The sequence below is a fragment of the Sphingobacterium sp. 40-24 genome (genome assembly GCF_001899705.1).
Taxonomy (GTDB): Bacteria; Bacteroidota; Bacteroidia; order Sphingobacteriales; family Sphingobacteriaceae; genus Sphingobacterium; species Sphingobacterium multivorum.
Map to the genome: position 1 here is coordinate 13,844 of NZ_MKWH01000036.1, position 21,378 is coordinate 35,221.

The 21,378-nt window shown below is 41.6% G+C and carries 20 protein-coding genes; 6 read left to right on the forward strand and 14 right to left on the reverse strand.

Annotated features, from left to right (window positions below; translation table 11 throughout):
• Positions 1-84: 84 nt before the first annotated feature.
• Both BGP15_RS14240 and BGP15_RS14245 read right to left on the reverse strand, forming a co-directional pair.
• Positions 85-1,371 carry a sensor histidine kinase gene (locus BGP15_RS14240; RefSeq protein WP_088162591.1) on the reverse strand — a complete coding sequence of 429 codons (1,287 nt, stop codon included), beginning with the start codon at positions 1,369-1,371 and terminating at the stop codon, positions 85-87.
• A gap of 9 nt (positions 1,372-1,380) precedes the next feature.
• Positions 1,381-2,055, reverse strand: a complete 675-nt coding sequence (locus BGP15_RS14245; protein ID WP_088162590.1) for a response regulator transcription factor — start codon at positions 2,053-2,055, stop codon at positions 1,381-1,383.
• A 166-nt stretch (positions 2,056-2,221) separates the two neighbouring features.
• Between BGP15_RS14245 and BGP15_RS14250 the strand changes: the two genes are divergently transcribed.
• The gene (locus BGP15_RS14250) at positions 2,222-2,746 is read left to right on the forward strand and encodes a DinB family protein (RefSeq protein ID WP_088162589.1); all 525 of its coding nucleotides are present in this window, start codon (positions 2,222-2,224) and stop codon (positions 2,744-2,746) included.
• A 144-nt stretch (positions 2,747-2,890) separates the two neighbouring features.
• Here BGP15_RS14250 and BGP15_RS14255 read toward each other — a convergent pair whose 3' ends face one another.
• Positions 2,891-3,640, reverse strand: coding sequence for a hypothetical protein (locus BGP15_RS14255; protein ID WP_088162588.1), 750 nt, complete (start codon positions 3,638-3,640; stop codon positions 2,891-2,893).
• A gap of 244 nt (positions 3,641-3,884) precedes the next feature.
• Here BGP15_RS14255 and BGP15_RS14260 point away from each other — a divergent pair, with 244 nt between their 5' ends.
• Complete coding sequence (locus BGP15_RS14260; RefSeq protein ID WP_088162587.1) at positions 3,885-5,009, forward strand: serine hydrolase domain-containing protein; 1,125 nt, start codon at positions 3,885-3,887, stop codon at positions 5,007-5,009.
• Positions 5,010-5,090: 81 nt separating this feature from the next.
• Here the strand turns inward: BGP15_RS14260 and BGP15_RS14265 are convergent, their stop codons facing one another.
• The 4 genes from BGP15_RS14265 to BGP15_RS14280 all read right to left on the reverse strand — a co-directional run bounded on the left by BGP15_RS14265 (position 5,091) and on the right by BGP15_RS14280 (position 9,551).
• Positions 5,091-5,987: a 3-hydroxyacyl-CoA dehydrogenase gene (locus tag BGP15_RS14265; RefSeq protein WP_075993853.1), complete on the reverse strand. Its 897-nt coding sequence runs from the start codon at positions 5,985-5,987 to the stop codon at positions 5,091-5,093.
• A 64-nt stretch (positions 5,988-6,051) separates the two neighbouring features.
• Positions 6,052-7,992: an oleate hydratase gene (locus tag BGP15_RS14270; protein ID WP_088162586.1), complete on the reverse strand. Its 1,941-nt coding sequence runs from the start codon at positions 7,990-7,992 to the stop codon at positions 6,052-6,054.
• A gap of 97 nt (positions 7,993-8,089) precedes the next feature.
• Positions 8,090-8,986, reverse strand: coding sequence for a helix-turn-helix domain-containing protein (locus BGP15_RS14275; RefSeq protein ID WP_159333224.1), 897 nt, complete (start codon positions 8,984-8,986; stop codon positions 8,090-8,092).
• Between the two features lie 64 nt (positions 8,987-9,050).
• Positions 9,051-9,551, reverse strand: coding sequence for a GNAT family N-acetyltransferase (locus BGP15_RS14280; RefSeq protein WP_088162585.1), 501 nt, complete (start codon positions 9,549-9,551; stop codon positions 9,051-9,053).
• A 217-nt stretch (positions 9,552-9,768) separates the two neighbouring features.
• On the opposite strand from BGP15_RS14280, the gene BGP15_RS14285 reads away from it, so the two are divergent.
• Together BGP15_RS14285 and BGP15_RS14290 are read left to right on the forward strand one after the other, a co-directional pair.
• On the forward strand, positions 9,769-10,221 hold the full coding sequence (locus tag BGP15_RS14285; protein WP_286769904.1) for a GNAT family N-acetyltransferase: 453 nt from the start codon (positions 9,769-9,771) through the stop codon (positions 10,219-10,221).
• Between the two features lie 19 nt (positions 10,222-10,240).
• Positions 10,241-10,693, forward strand: coding sequence for a VOC family protein (locus BGP15_RS14290; protein WP_075993850.1), 453 nt, complete (start codon positions 10,241-10,243; stop codon positions 10,691-10,693).
• A 16-nt stretch (positions 10,694-10,709) separates the two neighbouring features.
• Here BGP15_RS14290 and BGP15_RS14295 read toward each other — a convergent pair whose 3' ends face one another.
• The 5 genes from BGP15_RS14295 to BGP15_RS14315 all read right to left on the reverse strand — a co-directional run bounded on the left by BGP15_RS14295 (position 10,710) and on the right by BGP15_RS14315 (position 14,328).
• Positions 10,710-11,249 carry a GNAT family N-acetyltransferase gene (locus BGP15_RS14295; RefSeq protein ID WP_145329604.1) on the reverse strand — a complete coding sequence of 180 codons (540 nt, stop codon included), beginning with the start codon at positions 11,247-11,249 and terminating at the stop codon, positions 10,710-10,712.
• A gap of 3 nt (positions 11,250-11,252) precedes the next feature.
• Positions 11,253-11,615 (reverse strand): DUF4180 domain-containing protein, encoded by a 363-nt coding sequence (locus BGP15_RS14300; RefSeq protein ID WP_115050019.1) that lies wholly within the window; start codon positions 11,613-11,615, stop codon positions 11,253-11,255.
• A gap of 128 nt (positions 11,616-11,743) precedes the next feature.
• Positions 11,744-12,667, reverse strand: coding sequence for a Dyp-type peroxidase (locus BGP15_RS14305; RefSeq protein WP_145329601.1), 924 nt, complete (start codon positions 12,665-12,667; stop codon positions 11,744-11,746).
• 73 nt (positions 12,668-12,740) lie between these two features.
• Positions 12,741-13,562 (reverse strand): alpha/beta fold hydrolase, encoded by an 822-nt coding sequence (locus tag BGP15_RS14310; RefSeq protein ID WP_286769905.1) that lies wholly within the window; start codon positions 13,560-13,562, stop codon positions 12,741-12,743.
• Positions 13,543-14,328, reverse strand: coding sequence for a class I SAM-dependent methyltransferase (locus tag BGP15_RS14315; protein WP_286769906.1), 786 nt, complete (start codon positions 14,326-14,328; stop codon positions 13,543-13,545). The genes BGP15_RS14310 and BGP15_RS14315 overlap by 20 nt, the downstream gene beginning before the upstream one ends.
• Positions 14,329-14,827: 499 nt before the next feature.
• On the opposite strand from BGP15_RS14315, the gene BGP15_RS14320 reads away from it, so the two are divergent.
• Positions 14,828-15,661, forward strand: a complete 834-nt coding sequence (locus BGP15_RS14320; RefSeq protein WP_286769907.1) for a YgdI/YgdR family lipoprotein — start codon at positions 14,828-14,830, stop codon at positions 15,659-15,661.
• A 171-nt stretch (positions 15,662-15,832) separates the two neighbouring features.
• Positions 15,833-16,873 (forward strand): linear amide C-N hydrolase, encoded by a 1,041-nt coding sequence (locus BGP15_RS14325; protein WP_088162579.1) that lies wholly within the window; start codon positions 15,833-15,835, stop codon positions 16,871-16,873.
• Positions 16,874-16,958: 85 nt separating this feature from the next.
• Here BGP15_RS14325 and BGP15_RS14330 read toward each other — a convergent pair whose 3' ends face one another.
• Together BGP15_RS14330 and BGP15_RS14335 are read right to left on the reverse strand one after the other, a co-directional pair.
• Positions 16,959-18,056, reverse strand: coding sequence for an efflux RND transporter periplasmic adaptor subunit (locus BGP15_RS14330; protein WP_075993843.1), 1,098 nt, complete (start codon positions 18,054-18,056; stop codon positions 16,959-16,961).
• A 21-nt stretch (positions 18,057-18,077) separates the two neighbouring features.
• A complete protein-coding gene (locus tag BGP15_RS14335; protein WP_088162577.1) occupies positions 18,078-21,368 on the reverse strand; it encodes an efflux RND transporter permease subunit in 3,291 nt (1,096 codons plus the stop codon).
• Between the last annotated feature and the right edge of the window lie 10 nt (positions 21,369-21,378).

The window sequence follows — 21,378 nt, forward strand, 5'->3', positions numbered from 1 at the left end:
AATAAAACTTTCTACACGGTCCTGCGATGACATCACTTACCTAATGTCTGTTATTGATCGTAGAATAGGACTACTTTTGGAATTTTAAAAATGAATGGAAAAAATATGTTGATTATTTTCAAATTGATAATCAACAGTCCAGCCTTGATACAGGGCGATTTCGGTAATAATTGCCAATCCTAAACCGCTGCCTTGGCTGTTTTTCGAGAGTTTGGAAAACCGTTTGAATAAAAGTATTTTATCTAAGGGCATTGAACCGGGGTTATATACCGTTAAAGAAGTTTGATTGAGATGTACAGCAATTGTATCGTTGGCATTGCTGTAACGTATGGCGTTCAGGAGTAGGTTGTTGATCAGAATTTCGGTCAGACTGCTGTTTCCTGTCAGCAGCACCGATGGTTGGATCTCTTGTTGCAGTCGTAGCTGTTTTAGCTCCAGATGTTCTTGCATGACTTCAATACTTTGTGTAACAAGCGAGTCCATACTGATTTTTTCGGAATGATCGAATTGACTGTTGTCAATCTTGGCGAGCAGCAGCAGGTTGCGGTTGATTCGCGTGCTACGTGAAAGCGCTTTATGCATATCTTCAAAGAGCTGGTATTGCTCATCGCTTAGATCAGGGTACTGTAATAAGATATCTAACTTATTTTTTAGGATTGCCAAAGGTGTTTGCAATTCATGAGAAGCATTTTCAGTGAATTCCTTTTGTGATCGGTATACGGCCAGGTTTTTTTCAAGAAGCTTGGATAAGGATTGATTAAGCTCATGGAACTCTATGGTGTCCGTTTGCTGGAAGTCAACCTGTTGTTGACTATTGAGATTAAATGCCTTCAATTTATCAACGGTATCTCGAAATGGTTTCCAGAGCCTAAGTGATATTTTTCTGGAGATAATAAGTAGACCAATGACCAAGATAACAAAGAAAAACAAGGTTGTTGCGGCGATGGCGGCAATAGTCTCTACGGATTCTTCAATATTTGTTTGTACGGTAAAACGATAAGGCGCACCATTGATCTGAATAACAGATGATAGGCATCTAAATCGGTCAATTGTCTTTGGTTCGACAAAACGCTGCGGTTTTTCGATGGTATACACGCTATCTTGCAATAAATCGCCCGGCTTTACGCGATGTATATTGGTTTCAGGTTGTATGTTATTCCATAAAGCGATGCTGGCTTCGAGCTTGTCTTCGGAGAGTTTTAAACTGTTCAGTTCGTAGGTTGTTTTTTTGACGATAATTTCGTTATGTTCGTCTAATTCACTTTTCCATATCCCGTCGATTACAAAATAATAAACAGGAATACTGACACCTAGTACAATCAATACATAGAGTAGAAATGGGGTCGTTATTTTGCTCAGTAGGGGTTTCATCTCACTATTTTAATTTTCCCATTTGTAGCCCGTACCGTATACCGTTTTGATATAGGATTGACTTCCGGCGTCCTGTAGTTTCTTTTTTAAATTTTTGACATGAGCATAGACAAAGTCATGGTTATCGAGCATATCAGCAATGTCGCCGGACAAGTGTTCTGCTAAGGTACTTTTTGAAATTACTTTATTTTTGTTGCCAATAAAAAACATCAGCAGATCGAACTCTTTTTTTGTCAATACAACAGGAAGATCATTGACGACAACAGTTTTTGCAAGTAGATCAATCTGTATTTCATTTTGCACAACAATATTTGAGCTATTGAATTGTTTGCGACGGATCAAGGAATAGATTCGTGCTGTGAGTTCAGATAAATGGAAAGGTTTGGTCAGATAATCGTCGGCCCCCAGTTGTAGTCCATGGATTTTGTCGTCCAATGCATTTTTTGCAGAAATGATGATCACACCGTCCTGCTTTCGCTGCGTCTTCAACTCTTCGAGTAGTTTCAGACCATTTCCATCTGGTAGGCCGATGTCCAGTAAGATACAGTCATACTGGTATAACTGAATTTTGTCCAGAGCATCCTGCAAAGTTGGCGCAAATTCGCATAAATAGTGTTGTTCGCTAAGGTACGTAGCGATGCTTTTGGCCAGCTCCAATTCGTCTTCTATGATCAAAATCTTCATGTGGTAAAGATAGAATGTCAATTTAGTAGAAATTTAGAATTTATTTCGCAATGATCTATCAATTTTGTTCATTTTTATTTCTTGTCCTACGACAAGTGTAATCGCTATTGAAACGTGTAATTTTAGTGTAAATCAGTTATTTAGTATTAAAAAAAATCAAAACGAAATGGATAAACCGAAATCATTAAAATTAGAAATCATCATTCCTGCTTATCGCATGCACAGTCAAATTTTTCTGAATGCGTTGGATGGCGTTTCGGAAGAAGATGCATTAAAACGAATTGATGGACAGACCAACCATATCGTATGGATGGCGGGTAATTTTGTAAATGTGCGTTATGCAATGGCACATGTTCTTGGGCTTCAGGAAAATGATCCTTACCATGAGCTATTTTTTATGGGAAAGACACTCGATGAAAGTTATCACTATCCCAGTGTGCAGGAATTAAAAGAAAATTTTAAATCGATATCTCCGAAAGTCTATGCTGCTTTGCTGCAAGTGGACGATACGCAGCTGGCTGAACTATTTAAGATTAATATGAATATCCCTTTTATTGAGGAGGACAAGCTAAATTTCATAGGGATGTGTATCGGACGGGAAGATTATCTGGCCGGTCAGATTGCCTTGATGCGAAGGTTGCTGCACTATTCAGGCATGAAATACGATATTGACGAAAACATCCAGTACTAAAAGAAAAAATTCAGTACTAAAAATAGAGACTCAAGATCGGCCGCTGCTTAAAACGTCCGATCTTGAGTTTTTTAAGTATGGATCTAGCCGCATGATCTGTCTGCGCTGAAAAGTCAATACCTTGGTTTTAGCAGGGAACAAGGATTACTCGCTACCTTTTATCGTCAATATAACACCTGAATATTTCTCGTGGTCTTTACCGATATAGAGCAGATCGACTTTTTTTGTCGCAGCATCCTCGAGCTGTTTTTTCAATAGATTTAAATCCATTTTTTCCGTTTTTTCCTGCCATTCATCGGTCGATTGGGGCCTGAACGAAGCAATGTTCTTCATGTCAAAAAGTGCCGAATTTGTGTCGAGCTGCTTTGAACGATGTATAAAAATAGTGTCGCCTACGATTTTATCTATTTTTATCCAACCTGCAGGAAGTCCATTTATACTGTTACCGTCCTGATCGGTAAAAAAAGTAGCGCCATAAAGTTGACCTGCCTTTAGTTGCTTCAAATTATCAACCATCTGACCAACTTCTTTTTCCCGTTGTTGATTGCCCAATTTATTCTTTACCCCATAAATGACTGCCCAGATAAGGATTGCCGCAGTGACAATTAGAAATCCTTTCCATAACTGAAAATAGGGGATGCTATACTGACTTTTGAACGCTTTGATCTCGGCTTTTAATTCATCTGAATAATTCCGCGCGTGAATCAATTTTCCTTGTTCGTCGTAAAGTCTGGAAAGTTTAACAAATCCACCGCCAAAAGGTAGGCCTATAAACCGACGGGCTGGCGTAATAATCTGTAAGGTGAAATTTCGTGGCGCGTTTTCTTTTTTTAAGGTTGCTGTTACCGTTTTTTCTGCTAATACAAAGTCGTAGATACTGAAAATAAAAAACATAGTCTGTCGTGATTTTTAATGAAGAACTGAGGGAAGGATTCCGGATCAGTTCGACTTCATGAGCAATGAAGCATAAAAGCAAAATTAAAAGAAATAAATAAAAATCAATAAAAACACCCGGGCATTGCAAGAAAATTTCGATTTTTGAAGGGTACATTTTTGAAAAGCAATAAGATCAAATTGATTTAATACGCTGTGCCTTTCAGTAGGCTGACAATATAAACCGAAATGTGCGGTATAAAATATGATAAACCTAAAACTGAGTTTTATTTTGATCTGTGTAACAAGTGTTGTTATGGGGCAAAAAATGGATAAATCAAAATTGGATAGCACCATTGCAGGCTATTACAAGGACCCGGCAGCTCCGGGAATTAGCTGTGCAGTTAGCCAAAAAGGTCGTCTTATTTATCGTTATGCAATTGGACGTGCAGATTTGAAGGAAAAGCGTGCAATCACATCCAGCTCACATTTTCGCCTGGCATCGGTAAGCAAACAGGTGACTGCACAGGCGATATATACCTTAGTGATTCAAAAGCGTTTAAAACTAGACGACCCATTGTCCCTTTTTTTTAAAGATCTGCCAGTCGCGCTGAAAGATATTACTGTAGCACAGCTTCTGCAACATACATCCGGAATCTGGGACTATGAAGAACTTATTCCGAAAGAGAGGAAAGATCAGGTATCGGATACGGATGTACTGAAGTATATCCGGCAGACTGATCGTTTATATTTCCCTTCGGGAAGTCAATTTCGTTATAGCAATACAGGCTATTGTCTTTTATCGCTGATTGTCGAGCATGTTGCAAAAAAATCCTTTGCTTCATTTGTCAAAAGTCACTTGTTTGAACCCATAGGCATTAGCAAGGGATTGGTATATGAACCGGGCACGACGGTTGATGAACGAGTCTACGGTTATCATCCGACAGAAGGCTCCTACCTGTTTGCCGATCAGAGTGTGACAAGTGCGACACAGGGGGATGGGGGTGTTTATCTATCTGCGGATGAATATCATACATGGGCCAATTTTTTGGTAAAAGATCGGTTAATACAGCCGGGACTGGAGCAATTGTTCGATCAAATGGCCTACCCGGTAAAGGATGGAATAGCGTATCATTTCGGATGGTTTATTCAAAAAAATGCAGGCCATAAAATCCTGTTTCATTCAGGTGAATCTACCGGGTTTCATCATATCGTATATATCGATGTACAGAAAGACCTTGTGGTTTCACTTTTTAGCAATCGTGATGATTTTATGATCGGTGAAGCTTTTGATGCCATCCTTAAAACAATGGGTATCAGCAAACCGGTATTGAATGAACAGCATCGCTCAACTTTTGCATGGTTGAACGGAGTTTATGCGAATGAGTGAAAGAGGGGAGCGGATTGAAATAAGCAGAAACAATAAATCGTCACAGCTCCACCTGCGACGATTTATTGTTTCTGAAGAGACCTATTTTAAAAAGTCGGGCGATTGATAGGCCGGATTGGGATAGGTATAGAACCCTTCCCCAGTAGCGACGCCCAATTTGTTTTTGTCTATAAAATGCTCCTTGAGATAGGCCACTGTTTTGATCTTTAAGGGGTCATTTGTTGCTTCGGCGCTCATTTTATTGATATTATAGGCTGTTGTGATGCCAACGATATCGAGTATGCCGAAGGGGCCTGTTGGCGCTCCAGTGGCAACCATCCAGGTTTTGTCGATCGTTTGGGCATCCGCCACTTCGTTGACCAAAAGATCCGTTGCCGCCGAAAGTAATGGGACAAGTAAGGAGTTTACAATATAGCCAGGCTGCTCCTTATGCAGCGGTAGGGCAACCATGCCAATGGATTTTGCAAAGTTTACAACCTGCTCAAATACCGCTTTGTCTGTACCAGGATGGCCCATAATTTCTGCTGTATTGTGCTTCCAGATTTCATTGGCAAAATGTAGCGCCAGGAACTTCTCGGGACGGCCGGTTTCTTGGGCAAATTGACTTGGCAGCAAGGTTGAGGAGTTTGTGGCAAAAATGGTTTTCTCCGGTGCCACTTTCGCTAATTCCTGATAAAAACCAATTTTAATGGCTGGGTTTTCGGGAACGGCTTCGATAAGAAGATCTGCTTTTGCTACCGCCGCGGCAAGATCTGAACTATAACTGAGCCTATCAAAGGTTGAAGCCAGTTGTTCTTTACTCGCATGAAGATCTTTCTCGAATGCCTGCGCCAAAATATCAAATTTTGCTGCAGCTTTTTTTAGTACATCGTCGTTGATGTCGTATACAGTGACATGATAGCCATGAAATGCTGTTTGGAAAGCGATTTGATAGCCTAAAACCCCGCTGCCAGCTATCGTTATATTTTTAAAGTCCATGATGTTATTGTTTTTTCAATTCGTAAAAACCTGCGCCACGGAACCATGGCGCAGGTTGTGATCCTTATCCTTTAATTCCTTTTAACCAATCTTTGAATTTGGTGATCTGCTCTGTCAAGAAAGATTCATGTTCTTCTTGTTCTTCAGAACCGATAGGCAGGATATGTTCAAAATAAGTGCCTTTTAGAATTTTACGCAGTAAGCCTTCGCCCACAAATGGTTTGTCATCATTTAATGTTTTGGCTGCTTTCAAAAGATGACGGATGTCGTATTGTAGGGGATTGATATCCGGAACCTGCTTGTTTAAGTTCAGCAGTTCATATACCGCAATACGTGCGGTACGTACCGAGCTTTCCATGGTAAAGACAACGTCATTGTTGGTTTCGACAAACTGACCGATCAAGCCCAGGTTTTTACATCCTTCAGGTACGACTCTCGGACGGTCGCCTTTTGCTCTTGGCATAAACATCGAGGTGATGTAAGGCATGAATGTCGTACGTACAATCGTATTTTTGATAACATCGTCCAGTTGATCAATAATGCCCAAATGGTGACATAGTTCGGCTAGAATTTCATCTCCCGTACATTGTGGCATTGGCTTTTTGATGTAATTTCCTTCTTTATCCATAAATAAGGCATATACCCATAAGACAAGAACATCATCCGGTTGGCCAGGGAAATGTGGCTGTCTATTACAGGTGAAACTCATCAGCCAATCAGAATCGGTAATGGTAATAATACCGCCAGTGACTGTTTTGCCGGAATAAGGGTCATTGACAGAATATTCTTTTAGTTTTTCGACTAAAGCCGAAGGTTTACATGTCAGGGTCGCAGACTCCCATGCTGATTTTTCGATGTTACTGCAGAACTTTTCGGGTTTACCAAAGATGGCGGATTTGGCAGCCAGATTTTTCCAGAGTTTCCAGCCTGCACTTTGACCGCTGCTGCTGTTGTCGATAGCGATGATCGGTGCATTTTTGTTGTCGCCGTAGAAGGTATCTTCTGTCATTGATCCAGTTGTCACAATGACGAAGTCGTCTTTTCCGATTGGAATTTTTACCTCTTTACCGTCTTGTTCTGTAATCAGGGCCTCCACAACTTTTCCATCGGTATTGCTTTGGATATCCAAGTCTTTGACTAACACATTGAATCGAATGTTTACACCTTTGCTTTGGAGTACTTTGCGCAAAGGGGTCACAAAGGTGTCGTATTGATTGTATTTCGGGAATACGAGTGATGAAAGATCATTCAATCCGTCTATCGCATGTAAAAAGCGGTGCATGTACAATTTCAGCTCAAGTAAACTATGCCAGTTTTCGAAAGCGAACATGGTACGCCAGAAGGTCCAGAAATTGCTGGATAAAAATGACTCGCTGAAGTAGTCTTCGATGGTTAAGTCATCTAAATCTTCTTTATTTTTGAGGAGCAATCGAATGATGGCCAGCTGATCCATTTTGCCCAATCCAAACTTGCTGAAGTCTTTTATCTCACCAAGTTTATGAATAAGCCTTGCTTTGGAGTAGTTGGAGTCGTTGTCATTGATCAAACGGTACTCGTCCAGAACACTGTAGGGGGCAGGCATTTCCAATGCAGGAATGTCCTGAAACATATCCCAAAGATTTTCGTAGGTCATATCCATTTCCCTACCACCGCGGATGACATAGCCGTCGGTTGCATTACCGGCGCCATCTAACGAGCCGCCTTCCACATGGAGCTGTTCAAGGAATGTGATGTTTTCAGCAGGAACATGACCATCTCGGATAAAATAGTAGGCTGCAGACATCCCTGCTATACCGCTTCCGACGATGTAGATTTTACTGTCTTTATATGATTTTGGTGGAATACCTTTATTGCGTTGATAATTTCCGATCTGATCAGAAAAGGGCATCGATTTTTTCGGTGTGTTACGTTGTTGTTCTTTGCTTGAATCGGGTTCATGATTTACATTTCCATATTCAGCAGATGCATTTAATACTTTGTCGAATTTTGAGGTGATTTCTTTCATGATTCTTATGTTTTTTTAATTGTTGAGTAAAGTTACAAAGACCACCTTAATCATTTGTGCCCTCAAATTCGCTATTGTTCTACCGAATTTCCTCTTTCTACATATTTTGTCGCTTTCGGTACTCTGATGGCGATAAGGTGGCGTATTTTTTGAAAAAACGACCAAATGCTGAGATGGAATTAAATCCGATTTCATAAGAAATTTCTGAGATAGTCTTTTCGGGATTCCCGAGCAGCACATAGGCTTCTTTAAGCACACGCTCATCAATAATTTCATGTGGTGTTTTACCTGATGCTCTTTTAACAATCTGAATGAGGTATTTGTTTGAAATAAATAACTGGTCGGCGTAATATTGTACTTCTTTGTATTGATTGCTATGTCGCTGAACCAGGTCTGTAAACTTATAGAACAGGTTGTTGGTCTCTTGTACACTTTCCGTTGTATTATGGTCTTTAGAGACCAATTCGTCGGCGATCTCTAACAGGAGATTAAAGATGATCGTGCGGATGATATCTGCTGTAAAATGTGTTGTTCTTAAGGTAACTTCTTTGAAGTAGTCCATTAATTTTAACAGCTTGTCAATTTGTTTATCTTGGGAGCTGACAATGGTAAAGGTCGAATTTTTAAAAAGCCCCAGTTGTTCGATAAAGAATGGATTGACAATATGTTTAAGCAGGAATGCTTTGTCAAAAAAGAGTAGCTTCATTCTAAAGTCGGCGCTGACCTGCGAAAACCGGATAATTGTTGTTGGGGCGGATATGAGGATATGGTTTGTCGAGATATGGTATTCCTGATTGTCTACCTGAATATTTATATCGCCTGCCGTGCAGATACAGATGGCATAATAATCAATACGAAAAGCATTGCTTGGGTATTCAAAAATCGGATTTCCAGAAGAAATATAATAGGGGCGGTGGCAATTTACGCCAAAGAATGATAAGGTATCTTGAAGACTTTCGTGTGTATTATAAGTTGTTTTTACCTTAAACTTCATTGACTTTTTGTTCGGCTTGGGCATATACAGTTCCTATTGTTTTAAATATTCGAATGGGCTTTGTTTATTCGGATGCTGTCCGTTTGAGCATCAGCTTTTCTGTGGCAATATCGTCTTCTATCCCCACGAAGAAACTTTTGAATCCGAATTTATTCAGTAGTCGTCTCGATGCGGTGTTATCGGGATCAATGATACCAATCACATCTTTACCTGGATTTAATGTTGTGGCAAGGGCTAGCATCGACTCGCAAATCTGTGTTCCCAGCCCCTTTCCCCAATGTTCTTTGCGGAGCAAATAACCAATTTCGAATACACTTGGATCTTTTTTGTAGTTAACAAGCTTACAGTCGCCTAAAAGCTTTAGCGTATCCGCTTCGATTGCTTTAAAATAGCCTAAATCAGGATCCTGGTTGATTTCTAGAATCGAATCGAACTTTTTCCGGGCCTGCTCTTCGGACAATCCTTTGCCGGTAATGTATTTCATGACATCATCCGCTTTAACCAAGTCGTGGAAAGCGTCAAAATCTTCCGGAAGATATTTTTTGAATAGAAGTGTATTGTACATGGCTAATGTGTTTATTTACAAGATAAGGTTGTTTTCTCTGAAATCAAATTATCGGAACCTAAATCATCATCTTTCTGTCTTATTTAACTTTTTCATGATTTTAGTTCTCCAATTTAACTTACATTGCCTTTCTGTAAAGCGGAAGGGAAGCTTTTATAAGAATGCTATTCCGTAGCGATACGGTGTAAATAAGAATTTTTAGAGGGAGATAATCGTTATGGAAATAAGAGCGGCAAGTGGAGCCGACTATGCGGCAATCCTGCGCATTTGGGAAAATTCGGTTCGGGCAACACATGATTTTTTGAAAGAGGAGGATCTTCAGTTATATAAGAGACTGATCCCAACCGAGTATTTACTACAATTAAAGGTATATGTCATCGATGATGAGGGACAGCCTACTGCTTTTTTCGCTGTCTCCGATGATAATCTAGAAATGTTATTAGTGGATTCAGCCTACAGGGGAAAAGGTATTGGGACTGTGGCACTACAGTATGTGCTGGATAAGCTCCAGGTGTATAAAGTTGATGTCAATGAGCAAAATCAGCAGGCTGTTGATTTTTATCTGAAAAAAGGATATCAGCTTATCGGACGCTCAGCTGTAGATGGTATGGGCAAATCCTATCCGATCTTGCATTTACATCACGAGCGCGCTATCAATGGATTGAAATAATTTTAAAATGAAATAACTTATGATACAAGGTTTATACGAAACGCATATTCAGGTGCGTGATTTAGCCAAATCTGTCGCATTTTATACGGAGGTATTGGGATTGCGTGTGGCACATCGCGATCCGACACGTCCTATTGTTTTTTTATGGATTGGAACCGGCAAAGACTATATGTTGGGCCTGTGGCAGGAAGAAACAAACTTTCAACCGAGACATTTTGCTTTTAGAGCGGATAAAGAGGATATCTTGAACTATGCCGTGGACTATCTGAAAACACGTGACCTGACACCTTATAATTTTTTAAAGGATGGGATCGAAGCACCGATGGTCTTTGCATGGATGCCGGCATTGGCCATTTACTTTAATGATCCGGATGGCAACCAATTGGAGTTTATCGCAGTTTTGGAAGGGGAGGGCAGGCCCGAACTGGGCGTGCTGTCTTATGCCGATTGGATCAATCGTACGACACAATAAGTCGCGAAGAGACGACTTATTGTGTTGAATCCCATTCTTCGGCAAGGATTGCAAAGACCACGTCATCTTCCCATTGACCGTTATGGAAATAGCTTTTTACAAAATGAGCTTCCTTTCGGAATCCCAAACTTGTGAAAAGCTGCATGGATGCCTTGTTTTCCGGAGCTACCGAGGCCATGATCCGATGTTTATGATACTGACGGAACAGGGCCTCTATAACTGTTTTCAGTCCTTCTTTGGCATAACCCTGTTGCTGGAATTCTTTTTTTATGGTACAGCCCAATTCCACCTGCAGGTGTTCAGTACCAAAAAAGTGAACGCCAATATCGCCGATTACTGCGTTTGCTATTTTGTCGGTCATAACGAGCTGAAACCAGGACTCTGGAAGATTGAATGTGCCCGGATTTTTAGCTATAAATGCATCGACTTCTGCCAAAGAGTCTGGAATCCAGCCCTGGTATCTATTGGTTTCTTTATCCGAACGGTAACCGAATACGGCCTGACTGTCCTCCGCCATAATAGGCCGAATCGCTAATCTTTCTGATTCAATGTGCATGGTTTAACGTTTTGAAAATCTGGCTATCGCTTCTTCACGCGTACCTACAAAATTGATTTTCTTTGATTTATTGCTTTCGTAGATAAAATCGTTTAGACTTTTGCTGTTGTATCTGGAGAAATCGCCAACGATGGCAATGTCAAAGCCATACTGCGTATATTTTTGAAGAATTTCACCGGCAAGTTTTGTTTTAAGTTCGAAGAAATCGTCTGTGATGTTCTCTTGATAAATAATTGCTTTGTATGCTTCTTGCGCGCCACAGTCGACCATAATCTGTAGACCATCATCGAGATTATGGATAAAGACGCCTGAACCTTTAACTTCAGCAATGTTTTCGTCACCTAGCTGAATAATAGTGATTTCCATTTTTTTTGTCGTGTAGTGTTAAAAATAAATTTGTGGGACCATATTCCATTGGGACCATATTCCATGACCCAGTGCTCTACGTTGGGAAATCCTGTTGGAAATGATCCGAGATAATGGGTATACAGCTTTTAACCAGCAAATTCTTTCAGCATATTGATTGTTGGACAGAAGAACAGGGAGCCGGTATGGGCCGTACTAAAGTCCAGTATTCTATCGTAATTCCCCTCGGGTTCACCAATAAACATTCTGTTCAGCATCAATTGTACGGTACTGAATGTGCTGGCGTAAGCGATAAAGTAGGTTCCCATTTCATTTGTTGCGATTTGCCCAAAAGGCATATTGTCGCGAACAATTTTCAAATCGTCACCGACATTGGCTAGGGCCGAATGTGAATTAGTCGGTTTTTCATCGTCGCCCATCTCAATATCGTTTGCTTTGCTTCTGCCGATGACCTTCTCCTGTTCAGCGACGGGTAAAGAACGCCAGGCGTTCATGTCGTGAATATATTTTTGTACAAATAAATAGCTTCCACCCGTATAGGCTACATCCTCATCACCAACGATACCAAAGAAAGCACGATCCTCACCAAGGGGATTTTCTGTTCCGTCGACAAAACCCAAGATACTTCGGCCATCCCAATATCTGAACCCATGAATTTCCTCCTTGCAATCGGCAACGGGACTTAATAAGGCTGCAATTTCGGTGGCCATGTCAATGCAATAGCTTTTTTCATAAGCGCGAATATGGAAATGTAAATCTCCGGGGGTAGCCACAGCAACATGTTTTTGACCGATGATAGGTTCGAAAGGAACCAATTCCTTTGGCATAGGTTCGTTGAGTTCAAGCTTTTTCCAGGCATGGTGGCTTATGCCCAATACCACGCTTGCTTTTACAAGGTTTGAACGTACCTGCGCCGAATTGTTGAGATTGACAACCAATGCACATAAGCGTTGGAAGACATCCTTAATGACCACATTTTCGTGGAAATTCCATACCATAAACACCGTATTGTTGCTCGGTGTATCGATGACATTTTGGGCCTGATGATCCATAAGATAAGTTGTTGTGTGTTGTACAGCCTTGCTAAGCTACAAATAAAATCGGTTGTACGGATAGACTTTTTGATTACTCGGATGCGGTTTTTTGATATAGTTTGACGATTTCATCAATGACCAGATCCGGTTCGTCATAAAAGACATGATGCTCCGCATTTTGAGCCAAAAGATAACGTCTATTGTTTTTTTGATCTGCATATTTTTTAAGGGCAGCAATAAATAAACTGCGATCGGGTTCTTCAAAAGGTGATTTTCCTGAGCCAATGACAGTCATAGGAACATTGATTTTTCCTGCAACCTCATGTAAAACAGCCGTTGATGCTTCGTAGTTTAAAACGAGATGATAGAACCCTAAGCTTTCTTTTTTGATGTTATCAAGTTCACTGGCATATTCGCTCTTCAATGATTTGGATCGCTCCATGGTCATGAGATAAGGGGAGACAATATCGATCATTACTGTGCCAACAACCTGACCGGGATTGGTCGTTATAAATTTCATCGTATAGTTACCACCGAAGGAATGGGCAACAAAAAAGTACCGATCACGATAGCCCAATTGCTGCAAGGCATTTTTAAGATCCTTTACTTCATTTGTCAAGCTAATGTTAACGGTGTCTATTTCACTTTTCCCAAAGCCAGCCCTGTCATAGGTAATTAAAGGTGCGCCCAATTTGCTCGATAGCGGTTCCAATAACTTTCTCCAAACGGAAGCGTCATTTCCCGCTCCAGATTCAAAGACAATGGGGATACCTTTTCCTTCCATTAAAGTAAAATGAAGGCTATGGTTGCCTACATTGATCATGGTATCCCTGAGCTGTGCTTTTACGGCCAGCCCGGGGAGTATCAGTAGGAGGAAAACGGATAAAAGGAGATTATACTTTAGCCCGTACATCGTTCATTTTAAGTGTCATGCTTGTCGCTTCTGTCTCGATCCATTGGCTGTATTCGGCGATAGCCTGTAAGCGAAGTTCGTCGGAGATATACCCTTCCGTAACCATTTGTCGCGATTGGGCGACTTTGTTCCAGATGGCCAGATTGGTATCAAAGTTAGCTTCTCCTTTTTTGTAGGTCTGATCGGCATTGATAACTTGAACCGAATGGAAACCTGCTTCCTGGAGCAGTGCAGCGACCTCATCAGCAACACGATTGTTCATACCTGCATCTGCTCTCCACTTCAGGAAAGTATGGTAAAATGTGAGCATGCTTTCCGGAGGGGCGGGGTTCCATTCAATGGCGGTGTGATTGTAGTCTAAAATAGAAATTTGTCCTCCGGGCTTTAACCAGGATTTGAATAAGCCCAATGCCCTGGGAATATCACTTAACCATTGCATGGTGCGCGCCGTTATAATCAGGTCGAACGGATGTGGAGGCTGATAATCAAAAATATTGCTGCAGACCAGGTTCAGATTTTGGGTGTTACCATAGCGCTCATTGCCACTGTCGATAAAAGACGGTGTATTATCGAGCCCGATTATAGTTCCGTCGCCGATATAGCTTGCTACCTCATTCGTGAGCGTTCCGGTACCACAGCCTACGTCCAAGATTTCCATGCCGGGAGACAGTAAGGGAATAATCGTTCTATAATCGGAGGATAATGTTCTTCTTTCAAATATCTTATTGGCCTGTTGGTCTTTTCTGTCGATAAATTTCTCTTTCATTGGATTTGGTTTAGTTGACTGTAAATATAGCTTTTGCTTTCCGGTTAAAAAAACTTCTATTCGTTTAACCGTTTTCGTTACGCTAATCAGACCAACAGTTGAGTATATTCCTTGATTTGTTTATGGTTACTATCAGTCGAATATCCTATTCTCCATTAAGAAGGATATAGTAGTCTTTTTACAAGGTATTAACAGGGGGTTAACTGGGTATTTAGCCCTGCTAACCCCCTGTTATACCCCTGTTAACCCCCTGTAATATCCCTGTTATTATGGAAACTGATGTAAAGCAATTTCAAAGCTGTATCGGACGATAAAAGAGGGGCATTTACTGCTTTATGACGATCATTTACTATTTTGATAGAAACAGTGATACTTTGCGATTAATACCCTAATTAGGAAATTATTTTAGGTCGTTTCGCTGTTTTTTTAATAATAGTTTTTTATATTGTTGTACAATAGTACTCGTGCCGTTGTAATTACACTAAGATATCCTGATATTATGCGAAAAGTATTCAAAGTTCTCACGCTAACGTATTGTGCTGTTTTTCTTTCAGCCTGTTCTTCCAACTATCTCATGACATTCAATGGGGAGAATGTAAAAAAAGATGAAGACAAGGGAACGTTTTCATTTAATAATGATACAGTACAAATTGATTATTCCTTTGCCGACAGAGATGGTCGAATTTACCTTCGAATAGAAAATAAAATCGATAAACCGATCTTATGGGATCTTAAAAGTTCGGCCATGGTTATTAATGGTAAAACGCAAGGTTATTCTGCTGAACAAGCTGCTTTTAATGGAAAGATGAATGCTTCGGTTTCCGATATAGGCACTAGTAAATCCACTATATTCAATGATGCTTGGGTGAACGGTTATATTACAGGATCGGTAAGTTTGCCTAAAGATGTGGTACTTATCCCACCACATGCCTATGTGGATGGGCATTATTTTGATTTTAAAAACGATGTTAAATCCATTGTACGATCATCCCAAAAAGAAAAAGTGTATATGTATGATATGAGTGGCGAGAGTTTTGCGGTAAAACTTGCTCGATTTGAAGTCGCCGATTCACCTTACAGTTTACGTAGTTATTTAAGTTATTCGATTTTAGAAGATGGTAAAGCCATTGTTAAAACTACGGAGCAAAAATTTTATGCTGCCCAGCTTTGGCAGACCGGTTCAGTAGCCCTTAATGATATTATTGAACTGTATAATAAGCGTGGAGACGTGCTGGCTGTTAAGGAAAAAAAGGGGCAGGAGGCTATGATCGTTGGGGGTGCCTTAGCATTAACTGCAGTTGCTGCCGCAATTGACCCGAAAGCGGCAGAATAGTACCTAGAGCCATATATTATGGCTATAGATTATGCTCGTCTAAGCTGTGCCGGATTAAATCATGCCGGTTACAGCTTAGACAAACAATAAGCTCAAATTATTGTTTATGGAATTGGAGTGCTTTTGCACGCTATCAAGACAAAGTCATATCACGCAAAAAAATCTATACATATGAAGTATCTTGCACAATTTATGTTGATCGTATTCCTTTTTGCCGTTAAAGAAGGCCGATCCTGTACACGCGTTGTTTATAAGGGACCTAATCAGACTGTTATCACGGCAAGGAGTATGGACTGGAGAGATGATATCGCGGCCAATCTATGGGTGTTTCCGCGTGGAATAGCGCGCAGTGGAGAGGTAGGACCTCAGTCTTTGAAATGGACTTCCCAATATGGGAGTGTAGTTTCCAGTGCTTGGGACATTGCTACAGTCGATGGTTTAAATGAAAAGGGATTGGTGGCCAATGTACTCTGGCTTGTCGAATCTACTTATCCTAAATTTGATCCAGCGGGACCAAAAAAAGGGCTTGCAATCTCGGCTTGGGCCCAATATGTTTTGGATAATTTTGCGACAGTCAATGAAGCCGTATCTGCCTTAAAGGATGAGCCATTTGTAATTGTAAGTGATTATATCCCGGGAACTACCAAATTTACGACTATACATTTATCGCTGTCAGATGCCACAGGCGATAATGCTATATTTGAATACATCAACGGTAAACTGGTGATTCATCACGATGCGGCCTATACAGTTATGACAAACTCGCCCGTCTTTGAAGATCAACTGGCGCTAAACAGGTATTGGCAGGGAATTCCGGGAACTATCATGTTGCCGGGAACAAACCGTGCTGCTGATCGTTTTGTGAGGGCTTCCTATTACATTAATGCGATCCCGCAAACAGACGATGTGCGGCTTTCTGTTGCCAGTGTTTTCAGTGTGATCCGCAACTGCTCGGTTCCATTTGGAATAAGCTCGGAATCTGAACCTAATATTTCGTCTACACGATGGAGATCCGTGGCTGATCAAAAGAATAAAATCTATTATTTTGAGAATGTATTGGTTCCGGGAACGCTGTGGGTAGATCTGGCTAAATTTGATTTAAAGAAAGGGGCTCCGACGATGAAGTTGGACATGAAGCAGGGGATGGCAATAAATGGCATTTCAAATACGCTGTTTAAGGCTGCCCAACCCTTTAAATTTATGGGCATTTAAATTAGAAAGACCGAATAAATTAGAAAGACCGAACCCGGTTGTAATGGGTTCGGTCTTTCTTTTGTTTAGGAATTAGTAGAAAGTCCTATTTGACTGACGTTCCGTCTATAATCTCTTCATCCGCTTTGCTGACCAATTTAGTATCTTGTTTTAAGTCACCAAATATTTCGATCTGACCATCGATGCTGCGTCCTTTCTGTACAGGAATACGTTGTGTTTTGTTCGAAATAACAGCAATCACAAAACTTCCTTCGCCTGAAGTAAATACCGCCGATTTCGGTACAACAAAAGTACTGTCTTGAGATGTTAAAGGCAATTCGACCTCTGCAACCATACCCGGCAATAGCTTGTTGTCGGTATTGTTAATGTCAATTTCTACCCGCTCGGATCTTAATCGGCTGTCCAGGGCACCCGATTTACGAGCGATCTTACCCGAGAAGGTTTGCCCTGGCAATGATTTGACAGTAAATTGTAAGGGCTGGTTTTCGGTGAGGAAACCCGAATATTGTTCCGGAACAGCAACGGCTAACCTCAGTTTGCGTTGTTGTTGAATGGTCATGATGGGCATTTCCGAGCCACGGCCAGCAGGACCAACATAGGCGCCCTGATTGACATTTCTTGTTGCGATTACACCGTCGAAGGGTGCCCTGATTTCCAAATAATTCAACAGGTTTTGTACCTCTGCGTAGGCCGATTTAGCGGCTTGGTACTGCGCAAAATCAGCATTCTTTTTTGACTCAGCAACCTCAAGATCCAGTCTAGCCACCGTTCCCTCTACTTTGCTGGTTTCAAAGAGTCTGTCGTAAGTGCTTTTTGTAGCCATATAGACCGCCTCCTGTGATTTGAGCCGCGATTTGGCTGCTGACAGCTGTGAACTCAATTCGGGAGCCTCCAGGACAGCCAATAGCTGACCGGCATGCACTTTACTTCCGATGTCCACGTTGAGACTTTTGACGTAACTGCTGACCTTAGCGTAAATCTCGACCTGCTGGAATCCCGTGATTTCTCCAGGGATCTGCATTTTATTTGTTAATTTCTGTTTGGTGGGTACAAATGTCTCCATTGCCGGAGCTGCAGCTTCCGGACTTTCTTTTTTTGCATTTTCCTCGGCAGCCGAATGGCATCCTGTTAAGGATGCGATCAGACCGGCGATAGCTAATATTTTGAACAAATTATTTTTCATGTTTTATAGATTATACTGCTTTTACGATAAAGGTTTTAATGCCGCAATATAGTGTTTACTTTCTTTGTCTTCAGGATCTAATGAGATCGATTGTGTACTGCTTTTTTCTTGTGCCCAAGCAAATATAAGCGGTAAGATGACGAGTACGGCAAAAGTCGAAAATAGTAATCCTCCAATTACGGCTCTACCGAGTGGTGAAACCTGTTCGCCACCTTCACCATGACCAATGGCCATAGGGAGCATACCCACAATCATGGCCAAACTGGTCATGATAATTGGGCGAAGCCGTAAGGATGCTGCCTCACGGGCTGCAGCCAGCGCATCGCCATTATGCCGACGGATATGTTCGGCATTGGTGATGAGCAAAACAGCGTTCGCAATGGATACACCCACCGACATGATAATCCCCATGTAGGATTGTAAGTTGAGGGTAGATCCGGTTAACAACAGCAGAATCAATGAGCCCAGCACAACCGCAGGCACTGTGGTGAGCACAACCATAGAAACTTTGAACGACTGAAAATTGGCTGATAGCATCAGGAATATAACGATAATGGCTACGGCCAAACCCGATTCGAGGCTGCTCATGGTCTCTGATAATACTTTTCCAAGTCCTATTTGCTCCATCGATAAACCACGAGGAAGCTCGCCAAGGGCTTTGATACTGCGCTGTACATCCTTGGAGGCTGTTTTTAAATCGGTATGATCAATATTTGCTGTAACTGATACATAAGGCATTGCACCTAAATTGTCGTTTTCGCCATAGGTGAAGGACGGTGTGATCGTTGCAACGTCGCTCAGAATTGGTCGCGCTGAATTTTTCAATAAAGGGATTTCACCGATTTCTTTCTCATCTTTCATTTTATCGATGGGAACCTGAACTTGGACGTTGTAAGAAAGTCCTGCTTTTTCATCGATCCAGGTGTTTTTTTCGGTATAACGCGAAGAAGAGGTGGAAGCGATCAGCGATCGTGTGACTTCGCTGAGATCTACACCCAATTGTGCGGCCCTGATGCGGTCTATCTTAATATCGTAAGAAGGGTATTTAATGGATTGTGCTAATTGTACATCTCTAAAATAAGGGATGGCTTTTAGTTCCTCGATCAATTTACCAGCGTACTTCTCGTTGTTCTTTTTGTTTTTTCCTGCTATCCGAACTTCAATAGGAGTGGGCGATCCCTGACTTAATACTTTATCCGTAAGCTCGATCGGTTCAAAGGATACCTGTACATCGGGAACTGCCGCTTTCAGGCGTTTTCGGTATTCATCACGGAACCTGTCCATATCGTGATGGTAGTCTTTCAGTGCAATTTGGAAAACAGCTTCATGTGGACCAGCCATGAAAAGATAGATCGGTGATACTGAAAACTGTCCGGGGTGTTGACCGATATAGACAGAAGATATGCTGATATGTTCTTTCCCAACCAGCTTTTCCAGTTCGGCCAGCGCTAGTTTTGCTTTTTCTTCGGTGCGTTCGATACGTGTACCTTCAGCCGCACGGAGGCGCATTTGGAACTGACTGGAGTTAACTTTCGGAAATACATCCTGTCCAATTGTGGAAAGTAAAATGACAACAAGACTTATTGCTCCAAGCAGATAAACTACGGTAATGGTTTTCTTTCTTTTGAACAAACGGTCGATCATTTTCATGAATCTGTTTCTGAACCGTTCAAAAATACTGATCTTTCCATCGTTGTTAAAGTCTTCCCGTTCAACCAATAGTTTCTTCTGATTTAGGGTATCTTGCTCGGATTCTATGGTCAGTCCAGTTGCTGCAAATTGAGCTTCATCTGTATTTAAACCCACTGGTTCGGTCGCTTGTGGCGCTTTATGCGCATGATCTTTCATGAGCCAGTTTGCCATGATAGGAACAAATGTCTGCGAAAGGAGGAAGGATATGATCATTGAAAATCCAATGGACAGGGCCAAGGGAAGAAATAACGAACCCGGGATGCCTGTCATGGTAAATGCCGGCGCAAATACGGCTAGTATACAGAGCAGGATCAATAATTTGGGTAAGGCGATCTCTTTACAGGCATCCCAGATAGCCAAGGCTTTGGGTTTACCCATATCCAGATGCTGGTGTATATTTTCTATCGTTACCGTACTTTCGTCGACCAGGATACCAATAGCCAAGGCTAGTCCACTAAGGGACATGAGGTTGATGGTCTGCCCGAAGAGTTTCAGAAAGAGCACTCCGGAGATCACGGATATCGGAATGGTTAGGATAACGATCAGCGCAGCTCTTCGATCACCTAAAAATAGGAGGACCATTAGTCCGGTGAGGATAGCACCGATTGCACCTTCAGTAATCAAACTTTTTACGGAATTGATGACATAGACGGATTGATCAAATTCATAAGATAACTTGACGTCGTCGGGTAAATTCTCCTGAATTTTTGGTAAGGCTGCTTTTAAATTCTGGACAACCTCCCAGGTTGAGGCATCACCGGCTTTGGCGATACTGACGTACACGGAACGTTTGCCGTTGACCAAAGCATAGCCTGCGGTAACGTCGGCACCATCTTTTACGGTAGCAATATCGCCTAAGTAAAGATTCTGTACCCCACCTTTAAATAATGGGATTTTTTCAAAATCTTTTACATCCTTGATGGTGTTGTTCGTTGGTGTAATGTAGTTTTTGTCCTGAATACGTACGTTTCCTGCTGGAGCGGTTTGATTGTTTAGTCTTAGCGCTTCTACGACCTGATCGGGTGTCATATTGTGACTCCGCATTAAATCGGGATCAACGTTGACCTCAATTGTACGTGGACTTCCCCCAAAAGGAGGTGGCGACAATAGGCCGGGGATTGACGTAAACGATGCCCGGACATAGACGTTGGCTAGATCTTGTAGTTCGTTGTTAGAACGCTTGTTACTGCTCAATACCAGTTGGCCTACAGGGAGGGATGAGGCGTCAAAGCGAATGATGAACGGCGGTTGTGAGCCTGGAGGAAAGGAGGCTTGGATCCGATTTGCCAGGGCACTTAGCTCGGCTGCAGCCTGGGCCATGTTGGTGTCTTCGTAATACGATACTTTCATTAAGGTCAGACCTTGAATATTCTTGGTCTCAATAGACTTGACCCCATTGGCAAAAAGAAGGATATTGACGTAGTTTTTGGCAAAATAAGATTCCATTTGATCCGGCGAATAGCCACCAAATGGATGGGCAATATAAATAACCGGAAGGTTCATTTTTGGCAGGATATCCACCTTGATCGATCGAACGGCACCTATGCCAAAGACAATAAGTCCCAATACGAGTACGAGGATGGATATCGGCTTGCGTAAGGCAAAACGTATTAAATTCATGTAATGTTAT